Origin of the sequence: Bradyrhizobium sp. WBOS07, from assembly GCF_024585165.1 — a bacterium.
GTDB classification, from domain to species: domain Bacteria; phylum Pseudomonadota; class Alphaproteobacteria; order Rhizobiales; family Xanthobacteraceae; genus Bradyrhizobium; species Bradyrhizobium japonicum_B.
In genome coordinates, this window is record NZ_CP029008.1 from 1218232 (window position 1) to 1234054 (window position 15823).

The following is a 15823-nucleotide window of genomic DNA, read 5'->3' on the forward strand; positions in this document are numbered from 1 at the left end:
GGACGTGTTCAGCGTATGACGAGTCCCGCCCTTGCCTGCTGCTCCCGCAAAGCGCGCCCGACGATCGACCTCTCTTGTCGCGATGGAGGCGCGGTCGGTCGACGAAATCCCGCGCGGCAAGGAGTGGCAGTACGAGCCGAAATGGGATGGCTTTCGCTGCCTGCTCTCACGCAACGGCGGTGATGTCGATCTGCGCTCGAAATCCGGCGAGGACCTCGCGCGCTATTTTCCGGAAGTCGTTTCCGCTGCGCTGGAGCTGAAGGCGGATCGTTTCACGCTCGACGGTGAGCTCGTCGTGCCGCATGGCAAGGGCTTTTCCTTCGACGCGCTGCTGCAACGGATCCATCCCGCCGCAAGCCGCGTGAAAAAGCTCTCGCAGGAAACGCCGGCCCTGTACCTCGCGTTCGATCTGCTTGCGACGGCTCGGGAGAAAGGCTTGGCGGAGAAGATGCTGAACGAGCGCCGGCCGGCGCTGGATGCCTTTGCGAAAGCCAATCTCAAGGGCAGCCCCTTTCGCCTTTCGCCGGCGACGACAAGTTACGCCACGGCCAAGAAATGGCTGGCGAAATCCGGCGGCGGCTCGGACGGCGTCATCGCCAAGCGCATCGACTTGCCCTACCAGGCCGGAAATCGCGACGGCATGCAGAAGATCAAGAAATTCCGCAGCGCCGATTGCGTGGTCGGCGGCTTCCGCTATGCCACCAACAAGATCGCCGGCCGTAAAGTGGTGGGATCGCTGCTGCTCGGGCTCTACGACGATGCCGGCTTGCTGCACCATGTCGGCTTCACCTCCGCGATCAAGGCGCAAGAGAAGCCCGCGCTGACCGACCGGCTGGAGGCGCTGATCGGCGAGCCTGGCTTCACCGGCAATGCACCGGGCGGGCCGAGCCGCTGGTCGACCGAGCGCTCGGCGAAATGGTGTCCGCTGAAGCCGAAGCTGGTGATCGAAATCTGCTACGACCATTTCAGCGGCGAGCGCTTCCGCCACGGCACCTCGATCCTGCGCTGGCGTCCCGACAAGGCGCCTCGACAATGCACGTTCGAGCAGCTGAAGCAGAAGGCGGCGGATCCGATGAAGCTGCTGAAGTAGCCCGGATGGAGCGCAGCGCAATCCGGGAATCGTGCCACGAGGAGCAGGCCCCGGATTACGCTGCGCTCCATCCGGGCTACGAGACGACAGCTACCCGATCCATCCCGTTGCCAGCGCGTTCGCCAGCTCAGGCTGGCCATTGCGGCGCGCCAGCGCCGCCATCGTCTCGTGATCATACGCGACGTGGCGGAACGTCACCTGCCAGACACCATCCACCAGCTCGAGGATGGCATAACGCGCATGCGGCGTGCCGGCTTCGACGACATGCGGATACGGATGCTTGTCGCGAAAGCCGGGACTGCCGACGCTGCCGGGATTGACGATCAGCCGGCCGTCGCGCAGGTGCACGGCGCGGGCGATATGGGTGTGGGCGCAAAGGATCAGCGATTGCGTGAGTCCCGACGCAAATTGCTCGATCCGGTCCAGCGGCGACAGCGCGACTGCGCCATCGGGATGCACAATGTCGAGCCAGTACACCTCGTCATTGCCGGGGGTCGCGTGACAGAGAAACACCTGGTCGCGGAACACCCGCGTCATGGGCTGCGCGCGCAGCCAGTCCAGCTGCGCGGCGTCGAGCGCCGCATGGGCGGGACGATCCCACGAGCCCATCTTCTCCGGTGGACGATCGAGCAGATAGCGGTCGTGGTTGCCGAGCACATGCATGGCATCGAGATTCATCAGGATCTCGATGGTGCGGCGCGCATCGAGTGGGCCGCTCAGCATGTCGCCGAGATTGACGATGGCGGTGATGTCAAGCGCGCGAATGTCGGCGAGCACCGCCTCCAGCGCGAGGTAGTTTCCGTGAACGTCGGCGATGGCGGCAAAGCGCATTTTTGTTATCCCCTGCTTTGTGCTCCGGACGCAGCGCAGCGCGTCTTCCGCGGTGCGCTGCTGAGCCGGGGCCCATGTTGCGGCATTCTGGGTCCCGGCTCGCGCTTCGCGCGTCCGGGACACGACAGCTATGCAGGCGGCGTGCCGTTGATGGCGAGCACATGGCCGGCCAGATATAGCGAGCCGGTGATCAGGATACGCGGCGGCACCTCGTAGGCGAGTTTCGCCAATGCACGCAACGCGGCTTCGATTCCGGGCGCGATCTCGACGCGCATGCCGAGGCTGCGCGCGGCATCCGCGAGGCGGTCCACCGGCATCGCGTTCTCGGTGTCGGGGATCGGCACCGCGATGATGTGACGGGTCAGGCCGGCGAAATTGGCCAAAAATCCTTGCGCATCCTTGTTGGCCATCATGCCGGCGATCACGACCAGCGGCCGCGACACCCGCTCTTCGAGGTCGCCGAGCGCGGCGGCTGCGACGCGGCCGCCTTCGGCATTGTGCCCGCCGTCGAGCCAAATCTCGGAGCCCTGCGGACCCCAGGACAGCAACTCGCCTGAGGTGATGCGCTGCATCCGCGCCGGCCAGTCGGCGCCGACAATACCGGCCTCGAAGGCGGCGTGGCTCACCTTAAGCTCAGGGATCGCGCGCAGCGTCGCGATGGCGAGGCCGGCATTGGCGAATTGGTGGCGGCCGAACAGACGCGGCGCCGGGAGATCCATCAGGCCGCGGTCGTCGGAATAGACCAGACGGCCGCGCTCGACATTGACGTGCCAGCTCTCGCTGGCGGCAAACAGCGGCGCACGCATGCGCTTGGCTTGCGCCTCGATCACGGCCATCGCGTCCGGCGCCTGCTCCGCAGAGATCACCGGCACGCCGCGCTTGATGATCGCGGCCTTCTCGCCGGCGATCGAGGTCAACGTATCGCCGAGAAAGTCCATGTGATCCATGCTGACGGGCGTAATCACGCAGGCCGCCGGAACGTCGATGACGTTGGTCGAGTCGAGCCGGCCGCCAAGGCCGACTTCGAGCAGCACCACGTCGGCCGGATTCTGCGCGAACAAATGAAAGGCGGCTGCCGTCTTGAGCTCGAACAAGGTCGCGGCTTCGCCGGCATTGACGCGCTCGACCTCTTCCAGCGCCGCGCGCAACTCGTCGTCGCCGACCAGAACGCCGCCACCGAGGCGGCCGAGCCGAAAACACTCGTTGATGCGGACGAGATAAGGCGAGGTATAGGCGTGGACGCGCAAGCTAGCTGCCTCCAGCGTCGCGCGCAGATAGGCCAGCGTCGAGCCCTTGCCATTGGTGCCGGCGATGTGGATCACCGGCGCAAGCTTGCGTTCGGGATGCCCGAGCCGTTCGAGCAGCCGGTGCATCCGCTCAAGGCCCAGATCGATGCGTTTCTGATGCAGGACCGACAGCCGCCCGATCAACGCGCCGAGCGGCGTCTTCGTGCTGTCCGGAGACGCGTTCACGCGTGGGGCGCAGCCGGCGCCGTCTCAGCGGCCGATACGATCTGTGCCGGGCCGGTAGCGGCCTGCGCTGGCTTCGATGCGCCATCCTGCGCCGGCGCCTTGGTCAGCAGGCGGCAGAGCCGCGCCAGGGTCGGGCGCAGCTCATGCCGATGCACGACCATGTCGACCATGCCGTGCTCCTTGAGGTACTCGGCGCGCTGGAAACCCTCGGGAAGCTTTTCACGAATGGTCTGCTCGATCACGCGCGCGCCGGCAAAGCCGATCAGCGCGCCGGGCTCGGCGATCTGCACGTCGCCCAGCATCGCATAGGACGCGGTGACGCCGCCGGTGGTCGGATTGGTCAGCACGACGATGTAGGGCAGCTTGGCCTCACGCAGCATCTGCACCGCGACCGTGGTGCGCGGCATCTGCATCAGCGACAGGATGCCCTCCTGCATGCGCGCACCGCCGGATGCGGCGAACACGATGAAGGGCGAGTTCTTCTCGACCGCAAGCTCCATCCCGCGCACGATGGCCTCGCCCGCGGCCATGCCGAGCGAGCCGCCCATGAAGTCGAAATCCTGCACGGCGACGACGACGGCCGAGCCTTCGAGCTTGCCGTAGCCGACCTTGATCGCGTCGTTGAGATTGGTCCGCGCCCGCGCGTCCTTGATGCGGTCGACGTATTTCTTCTCGTCGCGGAACTTGAGCGGGTCGGGCGTCACCTCGGGCAACGCGACGTCGAACCAGGTCTCGTTGTCGAAGATCGACTTCAGACGCGCCACGGCGCCCATGCGCATGTGGTAGTTCGAGCCGGGGATGACGAACTGGTTGGCCTCGACGTCCTTGTAGAACACGAGCTGTCCGGAATCCGGGCACTTGATCCACAGATTCTCCGGCGTCTCCCGCCGCAGCATGTTGCGGATCTTCGGCCGGACCACATTGGTAAGCCAGTTCATGGTTTGCTCCGATGTGCGAACCCGCGGAGGGCCGCCTGAAAGGATATATGGCGGCCGGACCTGCGCCCGGCAAGCCGCCGTGTCGTCCGCGTTAGAGCATGATCCGGAAAAGTGTGAAGCGGTTTTCCGACAAGATCATGCTCAAACTGAAGGGCTAAAGCGGAATTATGGCCTATTCCGCCGCCTGTTGCGCGCCCTTGACGCCCTGGGCCAAGGCCGCCGTCAACTCGGCGACCGCGTTAACGGTTTTGGCGGTCGCCCGTCCCTCGGCATCGAGGCTGTTCTTGAGCGCATCGACCAGCGCGGTGCCGACCACGGCGCCATTGGCGTGGGATGCGATCGCGCGGGCGGTCTCGGGCGTGCGGATGCCGAAGCCGACGCAGACCGGCAGCTTGGTGTGCCGCTTGATGCGAGCAACAGCCTCGCTAACTGCCGTAGAGTCCGCGGCCGCAGCACCGGTGATGCCGGTGATGGAGACGTAGTAGACGAAGCCGGACGTGTTGGCGAGCACCGCAGGCAGGCGCTTGTCGTCGGTGGTCGGCGTCGCCAGGCGGATGAAGTTGAGACCCGCCTTCATCGCGGGCAGGCAGAGCTCCTCGTCTTCCTCCGGCGGCAGATCGACGATGATGAGGCCGTCGACGCCGGCGGCCTTGGCATCGACGAGGAATTTGTCGACGCCGTAAATGTAGATCGGGTTGTAATAGCCCATCAGCACGATCGGCGTCGCATTGTCGTCCTTGCGGAAGCCGCGCACCAGCTCGAGCGTCTTCTTCAGCGTCATGCCGGCCTTCAGCGCACGCAGGCCTGCGGCCTGGATCGACGGACCGTCGGCCATCGGATCGGTGAAGGGCATGCCGATCTCGATCACGTCGGCGCCTGATTTCGGCAACGCCTTGATGATCTCGAGCGAGGTCGCGGGATCGGGATCGCCGGCCATCAGGAAGGTCACGAAGGCCGAGCGGCCCTGCTTCGCAAGCTCGGCGAAACGAGTATCGATACGCGTGGTCACTTCTTGCCCCTCAGGATGTCGCCGACTTGCGGGACGTCCTTGTCGCCGCGGCCGGAGAGGTTGACGACCATCAGGTGGTCTTGCGGTCGCTTCGGCGCGAGCTCCATCACCTTGGCGATGGCATGCGCGGGTTCGAGCGCGGGGATGATGCCTTCGAGCTTCGAGAGCAGCTGGAACGCGGCAAGCGCCTCGTCGTCGGTCGCTGAGAGATAATTCACGCGGCCGACCTCGTGCAGCCAGGAATGCTCGGGTCCGATGCCGGGATAGTCGAGACCGGCCGAGATCGAATGGGCGTCCTGGATCTGGCCGTCGGCGTCCATCAAGAGATAGGTGCGGTTGCCGTGCAGCACGCCGGGACGGCCGCCCGCGATCGACGCGGCATGCAGCTGCGTCAGCCCATGGCCGGCGGCCTCGACGCCGAAGATTTCGACCGAGGGGTCGTCGAGGAACGGATGGAACAGGCCCATCGCGTTGGAGCCGCCGCCGATGCAGGCGACCAGCGAGTCCGGCAGGCGGCCCTCGACCTCCTGCATCTGCGCCTTGGTCTCGTTGCCGATGATCGACTGGAAGTCGCGCACCAAGGTCGGATAGGGATGCGGGCCCGCCACCGTGCCGATGCAATAGAAGGTGTTGTGCACGTTGGTGACCCAGTCGCGCAGCGCCTCGTTCATGGCGTCCTTCAGCGTGCGCGTGCCCGACTGCACCGGCATCACCTTGGCGCCCAGCATCTCCATGCGGATGACGTTGGGCTGCTGCCGCTCGACGTCGACGGCGCCCATATAGACCACGCATTCCAGCCCGAAGCGCGCGCACAGCGTCGCGGTGGCGACGCCGTGCTGGCCCGCGCCGGTCTCGGCGATGATGCGCTTCTTGCCCATGCGCCGCGCCAGCATGATCTGGCCGAGCACGTTGTTCACCTTGTGCGAGCCGGTGTGGTTGAGCTCCTCGCGCTTGAGGTAGATCTTGGCGCCGCCGAGATGCTCCGTCAGGCGTTCGGCGAAATAGAGCGGCGAGGGCCGGCCGACATAGTTCTTGAGATAGCCGTTCATCTCGGCCTGGAATGCCGGATCGGCCTTGGCCGCGGTGTAGGCCTTCTCGAGATCGAGGATCAGCGGCATCAACGTTTCGGCGACGAAGCGGCCGCCGAAAATGCCGAAATGGCCGCGATCGTCGGGGCCGCTGCGGTAGGAATTTGGCTTGGCGATGTTCATCGGACGCTCAACTCTTGAGTAGCGCGCGCGGCGCGAATGAAGGCCTTGATCATTTCTGGGTCTTTGACGCCGGGGGCGCTCTCGACACCAGAGGAGACGTCGACGCCGCCGGCGCGGGTGACGCGGAGCGCCTCGGCGAGGTTGTCGGCGTGAAGTCCGCCTGAAACCATATACGGCAGCGCGAGCTCAAGGTTTTGCAGCAGGTGCCAATCGAACGGCGCTCCGAGCCCGCCCGGCCGCGTCGCGTCTTTCGGAGGCCTCGCATCGAACAGGATGCGGTCGGCGACCGCAGCATAGCCCGGCAACACGGCGAGATCGGCCCCCGTCTCGACCGGCAGCGCCTTCATCACCGGGCGGCCGAACCGCTGCTTGATGTCGCGCAGCCGCGCGACGCTCTCCTTGCCGTGGAGCTGGAAAATGTCCGGCGACAGCGCGTCCATGATGTTGTCGAGCGTGGCATCATCGGCATCGACGGTCAGCGCCACCTTGAGCGCGCGCCCCTCGACCTGGCGGCCGAGCTCGCCGCCGAGCTCGAGGGACAGGTGCCGCGGCGACGGCGGGAAGAACACGAAGCCCACCATATCCGCACCCGCCGCGAGCGCCGTTTGAAGCGTCTCGCGCGTGGACAGGCCGCAGATCTTGACGAGCAGGGACATGATCTCAAGGCAAATGGAGACCGCGGGCTCGCGGCCGGAAAAAAGGGTTTTGCGTTGCGGCCGCTTCTACAACGTCGCACGCTGCTTGTCTCGCCCGATGGGCCCGTAGAGCCCCACCCCGATCGGGGCCGGAAGGCGCTGGGATTCGGGCCTCGCCGCGGCCGCTTGGGCCCGCAGATCGGCCAGTTCGCCCCTGGCGGCCCGGGCCTCCGCCTCGTGCCGGCGCGCGGAGCGCCGCCAGTGCCGCTGGCCGAACCAAACGGCACAGCCGCCCGCGAAGACCCCGATGGCCGCCACCAGGATCAGCAGCAGGAACAGCGGCAAGGTGATCGACAATGACGGATCGTCCGCAATGAAGGGATCGAACGAGACCGTGACGAAATGCCGGTTGGCGACGGCAAACGCCACCAGGATCAGGCCCAGCGGAATCACGATCAGCGCGGTCAGGAACTTTCGCATCTCGCTTCGCTCGCCTTGAATCAAGCTCGCAGCCGCGTCATGCGCGACCGCAGACAACCTGGCCGGCTCAGTCCGCCGCGCCGGGATCCGGATGGTCGCGGTTCAGCCGCTCGCGCATTTCCTTGCCAGTCTTGAAGAACGGAACGCTCTTCTGATCGACGGGCACATGGGCGCCGGTACGCGGATTACGCCCGGCGCGTGCGGGGCGATGCTTGACCGAGAAGGCACCGAAGCCGCGCAGCTCGACGCGATCGCCGCGCGCGAGGGCCGCTACGATCTCCTCGAGAATCGCATTCACAATGTTCTCGACATCCCGCTGGTACAGATGCGGGTTGTGCTCGGCGATACGCTGAACAAGTTCGGATTTGATCATCGAGAGATAGGACCCGGGAGCGTGCGGATGACCATTTCCGTGAAAATACCTTGATCTGTCAAGACGCTAAATCAAGGTTGAGCGTCGTGAAAATGCGTGACAAATGCCGAAAAAGCGGGCTGCCCCGATGCCCGTCAGACGGGAAAACCTTGGGAAGCTCGCCTAGACACCTCAGTTCGAGGTGGCCGGTTGCCACAGCGCCAGCATTCCGTCCATTCCGAACCGATCGACCGCCTGCGCGACGCCGGTTTGCCCGATTTGATGCGCAATCGAGCTCAAACCAAGCGCTTCCAGCGTGACGGCGGCCGCCGTCTTGAGGAACGTCAGATCGCCAAAACGCGGCTGGAGCTTGTAATCGCGTACCGGCAGACCCTTCTTGACGCTCTTGTGCTCGACGAGCCAGGACACCGCCGTCTTCTCGTCGCCGATCTGGTCGATCAGCTTGAGGGCGATCGCCTGGCGTCCGGTGAAGACGCGGCCGTCGGCCACTTTCTCGAGCTGCGTGTCATCCATGCCACGCCGATCCTTCACCAATCCCCTGAACCAGGCGTAGGAATCCTTCACCAGCGCATCGAGGGCGGCCCGCGCTTCGGGGCTGGTCGGCTCGAAACCGTTCGGCGCGGCCTTCAGCGGCGACGACTTCACCTCCTCGACCTTGACGCCGATGGTCTTCAAGAGCTCGCTGACGTTGGGATATTGGAACAGCACGCCGATCGATCCGACCAGCGAGCTCTGCTGGGCGATGATGTGATCGCTCGCGATCGCCGTGATGTAGCCGCCGGAGGCAGCCAGGCCTTCGACCACCACGACGAGCGGCTTCTTCGCCTTCAGCCGGACCAGCGAATCGTAGAGCTGCTCGGAGCCGGCGGTGGTGCCGCCCGGCGAGTTGATGTGAACGATGACGGCGGCGGCCTGCGAATTCTCCAGCCGTTCCAGCGCCTGCGTGCGATCGGAATCGCTGCGGATCAGGCCCTCGATGTGAACCCGCGCGATCGAGCCGGCGGATGCGAAGCTACCCCGCGCGCCGGGTGTCGCGATCAGCGCGGCGCTTGCGATCGCCGCGATCGCGATCAGCGCGGCCACGACGCGCCAGAACGTCAGCTTGCGACGGATCCGGCGGCGATCGACGATGATGTCCGAATCGAGCGACATCGGAATATCTCCAAATGAAAGATGGGACGCGTTGTGCCGTCACGGCGTGACCAACGGCTTATCTGGATACATCAATTGCGGCGCAATTTGAAGAAAACAAGGCCTGCGACTGCGTAGCCCGGATGAAGCGCAGCGTCATCCGGGATTCGTGCCACGTTTGGAGCCCCACGGGTTTCGCTGTGCTCCATCGGGCTACAAGAACGACGAGCCCAACAAAAAAGCCCCGGCTCGCGCCGGGGCTTCGATGTCAGCGAAAAGAACGTTCCGCTTACTTGCTGTCGCGGTTCTTGAGCGCGGTGCCCAGGATGTCGCCGAGCGTCGCACCCGAATCGGAGGAGCCGTATTGCGCGATGGCTTCCTTCTCTTCGGCAACTTCGAGCGCCTTGATCGACACCTGGACCTTGCGGGCCTTCTTGTCGAACTGGATCACGCGGGCGTCGACCTTCTCGCCGACGGCGAAGCGTTCGGCGCGCTGGTCGTTGCGGTCACGGGCAAGCTCGGAGCGCTTGATGAAGGTCGAGAAGTCGGTACCGGCGATCTTCACCTCGATACCGCTTTCCTTCACTTCGAGCACTTCGCAGGTCACGACGGCGCCCTTCTTGACATCGCCCGGCTCGGCGAAGGGGTCGCCTTCGAGCTGCTTGATGCCGAGCGAGATACGCTCCTTCTCGACGTCCACATCGAGCACCACGGCCTTCACCATGTCGCCCTTCTTGTAGTTGTCGATCACCTGCTCGCCCGGAAGCTTCCAGTCGAGATCGGAGAGATGGACCATGCCGTCGACGTCGCCCTCGAGGCCCAGGAACAGACCGAACTCGGTCTTGTTCTTGACCTCGCCCTCGACCACCGAACCGGTCGGGTGACCTTCGACGAAGACCTCCCAGGGGTTGCGCATGGTCTGCTTGAGGCCGAGCGAGATGCGGCGCTTGACGGAATCGACTTCCAGCACCTGCACTTCGACTTCCTGCGAGGTCGAAACGATCTTGCCGGGGTGCATGTTCTTCTTGGTCCACGACATCTCGGAGACGTGGATCAGGCCTTCGATGCCCGGCTCGAGCTCGACGAACGCACCGTAGTCGGTGATGTTGGTGACGCGGCCGGTGAAGCGGGCACCCAGCGGGTACTTGGCTTCGATGCCCTGCCACGGATCGTCCAGCAGCTGCTTCATGCCCAGCGAGATGCGGTGCGTCTCGTGGTTGATCTTGATGATCTTGACCTTCACGGTCTGGCCGATCGAGAGCACCTCGGTCGGATGGTTGACGCGGCGCCACGCGATGTCGGTGACGTGCAGCAGGCCGTCGATGCCGCCGAGATCGACGAACGCACCGTAATCGGTGATGTTCTTGACCACGCCGTCGATGACCTGACCCTCTTCGAGGTTCTGCACCAGCTCCTGGCGCTGCTCGGCGCGGGTCTCTTCCAGCACGGTGCGGCGCGACACCACGATGTTGCCGCGGCGGCGATCCATCTTGAGGATCTGGAACGGCTGCGAGTTGTTCATCAGCGGTGCAACGTCGCGGATCGGACGGATGTCGACCTGCGAGCGCGGCAGGAAGGCCACGGCACCGTCGAGGTCAACGGTGAAGCCGCCCTTGACCTGGTTGAAGATGACGCCGTTGACCTTCTCGTTGTTCTGGAACGCCTTCTCGAGCTTGCCCCAGCTCTCTTCGCGGCGCGCCTTGTCGCGCGACAGCACGGCTTCGCCGAGGGCGTTCTCGATGCGATCGAGGAACACTTCCACCTCGTCGCCGACCTTCAGTTCACTGTCACGGCCGGGGCCGGAAAATTCGCGCAGGGCGACGCGGCCCTCGGTCTTCAGGCCGACGTCGATGACGGCCATGTCCTTTTCAATTGCAACCACCTTGCCCTTGATGACGGAGCTTTCCTGCAGGTTGCCGCCTGCAAAGGACTCGTCGAGCATCGCAGCGAAATCGTCGCGCGACGGGCTATAGGTATCAGCAGAAGTCGAAGCCATTTGTTCTCCAATTGCGGAAGCATGCCGGCCGTTGGGTTCATGGGCGTATCGCACGCGCAGTGTCGGAAGGTCCGCAGAACCTTCGAGCGACCGCTCGCTGCCCCGGCTTGACGCCGAAACAGCGGAAGCGGGCCGGCTGAGGCCCGCGCGTTCGATACGTGGAAATCTTGTGTCCGGAGCCTGGATCGTGCCGGTCCCGAAACGAGGGGCCTGACGTATCGACCTCAAAGAGCGGGAGCGGGCGCTTCCTCCAATGACGGCTGCGGCTTAACCCCGCGACCGGCCCGCTCGGACGGCCTCGATAATGTCGATGGCGGCCCGGACGCCGCCTTCTATATCCAGTTGGGAGTTATCTAGCAAGTAAGCATCCGGGGCCGGTTTCAAGGGGGCGATCGGCCGGTTCTGGTCGCGTTCGTCGCGCTGGATGATGTCGGCGAGCACGGCGGCCTCGTCAGCCTCCTCGCCCCTCGCCCTGGCCTCCATGGTGCGGCGGCGGGCACGGACCCGGGGGTCGGCAACGACGAAAATCTTCACGTCGGCGTCCGGGCAGATCACGGTTCCAATGTCGCGGCCGTCCAGCACTGCGCCGGGCGGATCGGCGGCGAATTGCCGCTGGAAATTGACCAGGACCTCGCGAACCCTGGGGATCGCCGAGACGATGGAGGCCCCCTCGCCGGCCTTCTGGGTCTTCAACGCGGGATTGCCGAACTTTTCGGGATCGAGCTCCAGCGCGGCCTGCACCGCGGCCGCCTCGTCACGGAGATCATGACCGGATTGCATCAGGGCGTAGGCCACCGCACGGTAGATTACGCCGGTATCGAGATGACGATAGCCGTAATGGTGGGCGAGGCGCTTGCCGAGCGTCCCCTTCCCCGAGGCGGCGGGCCCGTCGATGGCGATGATCATGAAAACTCGGCCCCTAGCGAACGCATCATCGGAATGAAATCCGGAAAGCTGGTGGCGATGAAGGCGGTGTCGTCGACCGTCACGGGCTGGTCGGCGGCGCAGCCCATCACCAGCGCGGACATCGCGATGCGATGGTCCATATGGGTGGCGACCGTGCCGCCGCCGGGAACGTGACCGCGGCCTTCGACGATCAGATCGTCGCCGGAGATCTCGACCTTCACGCCGTTGACGCGCAGCATGGCGGCGGTGGCCTCGAGCCGATCGGATTCCTTGACGCGCAGCTCGTGCAGGCCGCGCATGATGGTGGTGCCTTCGGCGAAGGCGGCCGCCACCGCCAGGACCAGATATTCGTCGATCATCGAGGGCGCCCGCTCCGGCGGCACCTCGACCCCGCGCAGCTTCGAGGCCCGCACCCGCAGTTTCGCCATCGGCTCGCCGGCATCGCCGCGCGCCTCGCTTTCCTCGATCGAGGCGCCCATCTCGCGCAGCGTGGTGAACAGGCCGGTGCGCAGCGGATTGGTCATGACGTCGGACAGAACGACATCGGAGCCCTCGACGATCAGCGCAGCGACCATCGGGAAAGCCGCCGAGGAGGGATCGGCAGGCACCACCACGGTGGCGCCGTGCAGTTCGGGCTGGCCCTTGAGCGTGATGCGGCGGCCATGCACGCCCTCCCGCGCCGAGGCGATGTCGGCACCGAAATGCTTCAGCATCAGCTCGGTGTGGTCGCGGCTGGCTTCGGTCTCGATGACAGTCGTGGTGCCGGGGGCGGCGAGGCCCGCCAGCAGCACCGCCGACTTGATCTGGGCCGAGGCGACCGGAGTGGTGTAGGTGATCGGCAGCGGATCGCGCGCGCCCTGCAGGGTCAGGGGCAGACGACCGCCCTCTCCCCCGGAGATGACCTTCGCGCCCATCTTTTCCAAGGGATCGAGGATCCGGCGCATCGGGCGGCTGCGCAGCGAGGCGTCGCCGTCGAAGATCGCCGAGATCGGGCAGCCGGCGACGGCGCCCATCACCAGCCGGCAGCCGGTGCCGGAATTGCCGAAATCCAGAGCCGCCTTGGGCGTGGCGAAGCCCGCGACGCCCACCCCGTTCACCTTCCAGGCGAAATCGCCGGTGCGCTCGACCCTGGCGCCCAGCGCCTGCATGGATTTGGCGGTGTTGAGGACGTCCTCGCCCTCCAGCAGGCCCGAAATCCTGGTCTCGCCGACCGCCAGCGCGCCCAGGATCAGCGCACGGTGAGAGATCGACTTATCGCCGGGCACCCGTACTTTCCCGGTCAGGGGTCCGCTGGCGCGAGACTGCAGCGGCCTCGGATGGTCGGAATGAGTCAAGATTGTGTCCTTGGATGAGCCCTGAGGGGACTGCGGCGCAGGTACCACATGGTCCGCGCGCCGTCACGGGCATGTCGTTCTCCCGTAATGCGCTATTGACAGCGGGCCGCCAACTAGCCAAGTGAAACACCGCTTTTCAGACATTCCCAGGATTCCTGCCGTGGCCAAGTCCGAACTCGGAACCAAACGTATTTGCCCGACCACGGGCAAAAAGTTCTATGACCTCAACAAGAATCCGGTGATCTCGCCTTATACCGGCGAAGTTGTGCCGATCGCCCCTGTGGCGCCGGCGCGCATGCCCCGCGGCGCGGAGGCCCGGCACGCGGCGACAGCGGATGCTGCGCCCGAGCCGGCAGAGGTCGAAGAGGTTTCGCTCGAGGAAGCCGACGCCGAGGAGAACACCGGCAAGGTCAAGGCCGTGGTGCCCGAGTCGGAGGACGATATCGAGGTCGACGAGACCCTCGACGACGACGATGACGATGATTCGACCTTCATTGCCGACGAGGAAGAGGGCGATGAGGACGTGACCGACATCATTGGTGATGTCGGAGGTGATGAAGAGACTTGAGATCAGTCCTGATCTGTGAAAAAGGGTGCACCGCGCGAGTCGCCCGGACTCGCCGGTTGGGGTGATCCACCAGATTCACCCCGTCGAGGACTAAGGGGCCATAGCTCAGCTGGGAGAGCGCTTGCATGGCATGCAAGAGGTCGGCGGTTCGATCCCGCCTGGCTCCACCACGCTTCGCCCTTCGGGCTACGCGTGGCGCAGCCACGTCGGAGCCCGAAGGGCGAAGCGTGGTGTCCGGCGTAGCCCGAAGGGCGAAGACGGACTGGTGACAATTCCGATCAATTCTATCGACGATCCATGTGGAAGCCGCCAATATAGGGCAACCCTCTGTCGGCGCTACGCGTGGCGCAGCCACGTCGGAGCCAGAAGGGCGAAGCGTGGTGTCCGGCGTAGCCCGAAGGGCGAAGACGGACTGGTGAGGCCCCACCGAACGACTACCCGGGCGATAGCCGTCAATGTGGTACGTCTACATCCTTCGCAGCATCGAATTTCCTGAGCAGGAATACGTCGGCGCCACAGAGGATTTGAAGCGGCGGATTCCGGAACACAATGCCGGCAAGTCCAGTCACACCGCCAAATTTGGGCCATGGAAGCTGATCTGGTACTGCGCCTTCCTTAATAAGCATAAGGCGCTCGCGTTCGAGGCTTACTTGAAGTCTCACTCTGGCCGGGCCTTCACGAAGAAGCGGCTTTCCTAGAACCCCTACTCCCCGATCACCGCATTCAGCCGATCCCGCAGCGCCACGATCTCGTCCTTCATCGCGACCAGTTCCGGCACCGAGCAGTGCGAGGCCGCCAGGATCGACTGCGGCACGCTGCGGGCCTTGTCCTTCAAGGCATGGCCCTGCGGCGTCAGTGCGATCAAGACTTGGCGCTCGTCCTCGCTGGAGCGGGTGCGCTTGACGAGATGCGCCGCTTCGAGCCGCTTCAGCAGCGGCGTCAGCGTGCCCGAATCCAGGAACAGGCGCTCGCCGATGTCCTTGACCGGCACGTCGTCGCGTTCCCACAGCACCAGCATCACCAGGTATTGCGGATAGGTCAGGCCGAGCCGGTCCAGCAGCGGCTTGTAGATGCGGTTGAAGGCATGTGCGGCCGAATAGACCGCGAAGCAGATTTGGTTATCGAGCCGCAGCGGCGCGTCCGCTGCCGATGATTTTCGGGGCATGGCGAATCTCCCGGGGTTTGGCCTCATTGTGCCGCCCGGCGGCGGCATATTCAATTGCGAACAATTAAATGTGAGGCATTGCAATTTCAATTGCGCACAATCAAATTGCTTGCAATAAACACCGCACCCATCGAAACCAGGGAGACGACAATGTCCGTGAACGTGCTCTACAAGACCAGCGCCAAGGCCACCGGCGGCCGCGACGGCCATGCTGCAACCCTCGACGGCGCGCTCGACGTCAAGCTGGCCACGCCGAAGGAGCTCGGCGGCGGCGGCGGCGCCGGCAACAATCCCGAGCAGCTGTTCGCAGCCGGCTATGCCGCCTGCTTCATCGGCGCGATGAAGTTCGTGGCCTCGCAGGGCGGCCCGAAGGTTCCGAATGACGCCTCCGTCACCTCGACCGTCGGCATCGGCCCGCGCTCCGCAGGCGGCTTCGGCCTCGATATCGACCTCGCGGTCTCGCTGCCGGGCCTTGCCCGCGCCGAGGCCGAGGCGCTGGTCGAAAAGGCCCACCAGGTGTGCCCCTATTCCAACGCCACCCGCGGCAACGTCGACGTTCGCCTGACGGTCGTCTGATCGAACGGCGGATTGGCTGGCCCGGGATCCCCCTCGGGCCGGCCGCTTCCGCCAGAATCCGCATTTGCCACGCCGCGGGATTGCCGCAACGGCGGGCGCATGCGGCCC

At 65.1% G+C, this 15823-nt stretch carries 17 protein-coding genes and 1 tRNA gene; 5 read left to right on the top strand and 13 right to left on the bottom strand.

The annotated features are described in order from the left end of the window. The first annotated feature begins 82 nt into the window (after window positions 1-82). Window positions 83-1090, top strand: coding sequence for an ATP-dependent DNA ligase (locus DCM79_RS05670; protein WP_257180705.1), 1008 nt, complete (start codon window positions 83-85; stop codon window positions 1088-1090). Between the two features lie 90 nt (window positions 1091-1180). Here the strand turns inward: DCM79_RS05670 and DCM79_RS05675 are convergent, their stop codons facing one another. The 12 genes from DCM79_RS05675 to aroA all read right to left on the bottom strand — a co-directional run bounded on the left by DCM79_RS05675 (window position 1181) and on the right by aroA (window position 13406). After that, the gene (locus DCM79_RS05675) at window positions 1181-1921 is read right to left on the bottom strand and encodes a metallophosphoesterase (RefSeq protein WP_257179022.1); all 741 of its coding nucleotides are present in this window, start codon (window positions 1919-1921) and stop codon (window positions 1181-1183) included. A gap of 128 nt (window positions 1922-2049) precedes the next feature. Beyond that, window positions 2050-3393: a folylpolyglutamate synthase/dihydrofolate synthase family protein gene (locus tag DCM79_RS05680; protein WP_257179023.1), complete on the bottom strand. Its 1344-nt coding sequence runs from the start codon at window positions 3391-3393 to the stop codon at window positions 2050-2052. After that, complete coding sequence (accD, locus tag DCM79_RS05685) at window positions 3390-4331, bottom strand: acetyl-CoA carboxylase, carboxyltransferase subunit beta (protein ID WP_257179024.1); 942 nt, start codon at window positions 4329-4331, stop codon at window positions 3390-3392. The genes DCM79_RS05680 and accD overlap by 4 nt, the downstream gene beginning before the upstream one ends. A gap of 172 nt (window positions 4332-4503) precedes the next feature. Then, window positions 4504-5340 (bottom strand): tryptophan synthase subunit alpha, encoded by an 837-nt coding sequence (gene trpA / locus DCM79_RS05690; RefSeq protein WP_257179025.1) that lies wholly within the window; start codon window positions 5338-5340, stop codon window positions 4504-4506. Continuing rightward, entirely contained in the window at window positions 5337-6551 is a 1215-nt protein-coding gene (trpB, locus tag DCM79_RS05695; RefSeq protein WP_257179026.1) for a tryptophan synthase subunit beta, read from the bottom strand. The genes trpA and trpB overlap by 4 nt, the downstream gene beginning before the upstream one ends. Continuing rightward, on the bottom strand, window positions 6548-7207 hold the full coding sequence (locus DCM79_RS05700; RefSeq protein WP_257179027.1) for a phosphoribosylanthranilate isomerase: 660 nt from the start codon (window positions 7205-7207) through the stop codon (window positions 6548-6550). The genes trpB and DCM79_RS05700 overlap by 4 nt, the downstream gene beginning before the upstream one ends. Window positions 7208-7273: 66 nt before the next feature. Continuing rightward, the gene (locus DCM79_RS05705) at window positions 7274-7666 is read right to left on the bottom strand and encodes a lipopolysaccharide assembly protein LapA domain-containing protein (RefSeq protein WP_028133607.1); all 393 of its coding nucleotides are present in this window, start codon (window positions 7664-7666) and stop codon (window positions 7274-7276) included. A 67-nt stretch (window positions 7667-7733) separates the two neighbouring features. Then, window positions 7734-8039, bottom strand: coding sequence for an integration host factor subunit beta (locus DCM79_RS05710; RefSeq protein ID WP_008539997.1), 306 nt, complete (start codon window positions 8037-8039; stop codon window positions 7734-7736). Between the two features lie 171 nt (window positions 8040-8210). Beyond that, a complete protein-coding gene (gene sppA, locus DCM79_RS05715; protein ID WP_257179028.1) occupies window positions 8211-9191 on the bottom strand; it encodes a signal peptide peptidase SppA in 981 nt (326 codons plus the stop codon). Between the two features lie 268 nt (window positions 9192-9459). Further along, a complete protein-coding gene (rpsA, locus tag DCM79_RS05720; RefSeq protein WP_257179029.1) occupies window positions 9460-11166 on the bottom strand; it encodes a 30S ribosomal protein S1 in 1707 nt (568 codons plus the stop codon). Window positions 11167-11433: 267 nt separating this feature from the next. Then, window positions 11434-12072: a (d)CMP kinase gene (cmk, locus tag DCM79_RS05725; protein ID WP_257179030.1), complete on the bottom strand. Its 639-nt coding sequence runs from the start codon at window positions 12070-12072 to the stop codon at window positions 11434-11436. After that, the gene (aroA, locus tag DCM79_RS05730; RefSeq protein WP_257179031.1) at window positions 12069-13406 is read right to left on the bottom strand and encodes a 3-phosphoshikimate 1-carboxyvinyltransferase; all 1338 of its coding nucleotides are present in this window, start codon (window positions 13404-13406) and stop codon (window positions 12069-12071) included. Before aroA ends, cmk begins: the two co-directional genes overlap by 4 nt. A gap of 160 nt (window positions 13407-13566) precedes the next feature. Here aroA and DCM79_RS05735 point away from each other — a divergent pair, with 160 nt between their 5' ends. From DCM79_RS05735 to DCM79_RS05745, 3 genes are all read left to right on the top strand, one after another. After that, a complete protein-coding gene (locus DCM79_RS05735; RefSeq protein ID WP_028133602.1) occupies window positions 13567-13974 on the top strand; it encodes a TIGR02300 family protein in 408 nt (135 codons plus the stop codon). A 94-nt stretch (window positions 13975-14068) separates the two neighbouring features. Beyond that, window positions 14069-14144 (top strand) — tRNA-Ala (locus tag DCM79_RS05740). Between the two features lie 285 nt (window positions 14145-14429). Then, the gene (locus DCM79_RS05745; RefSeq protein ID WP_257179032.1) at window positions 14430-14672 is read left to right on the top strand and encodes a GIY-YIG nuclease family protein; all 243 of its coding nucleotides are present in this window, start codon (window positions 14430-14432) and stop codon (window positions 14670-14672) included. A gap of 5 nt (window positions 14673-14677) precedes the next feature. Here the strand turns inward: DCM79_RS05745 and DCM79_RS05750 are convergent, their stop codons facing one another. Continuing rightward, window positions 14678-15139 carry a MarR family winged helix-turn-helix transcriptional regulator gene (locus DCM79_RS05750; protein ID WP_257179033.1) on the bottom strand — a complete coding sequence of 154 codons (462 nt, stop codon included), beginning with the start codon at window positions 15137-15139 and terminating at the stop codon, window positions 14678-14680. Window positions 15140-15289: 150 nt separating this feature from the next. Between DCM79_RS05750 and DCM79_RS05755 the strand changes: the two genes are divergently transcribed. Further along, the gene (locus tag DCM79_RS05755) at window positions 15290-15715 is read left to right on the top strand and encodes an organic hydroperoxide resistance protein (RefSeq protein WP_257179034.1); all 426 of its coding nucleotides are present in this window, start codon (window positions 15290-15292) and stop codon (window positions 15713-15715) included. Window positions 15716-15823 lie beyond the last annotated feature (108 nt).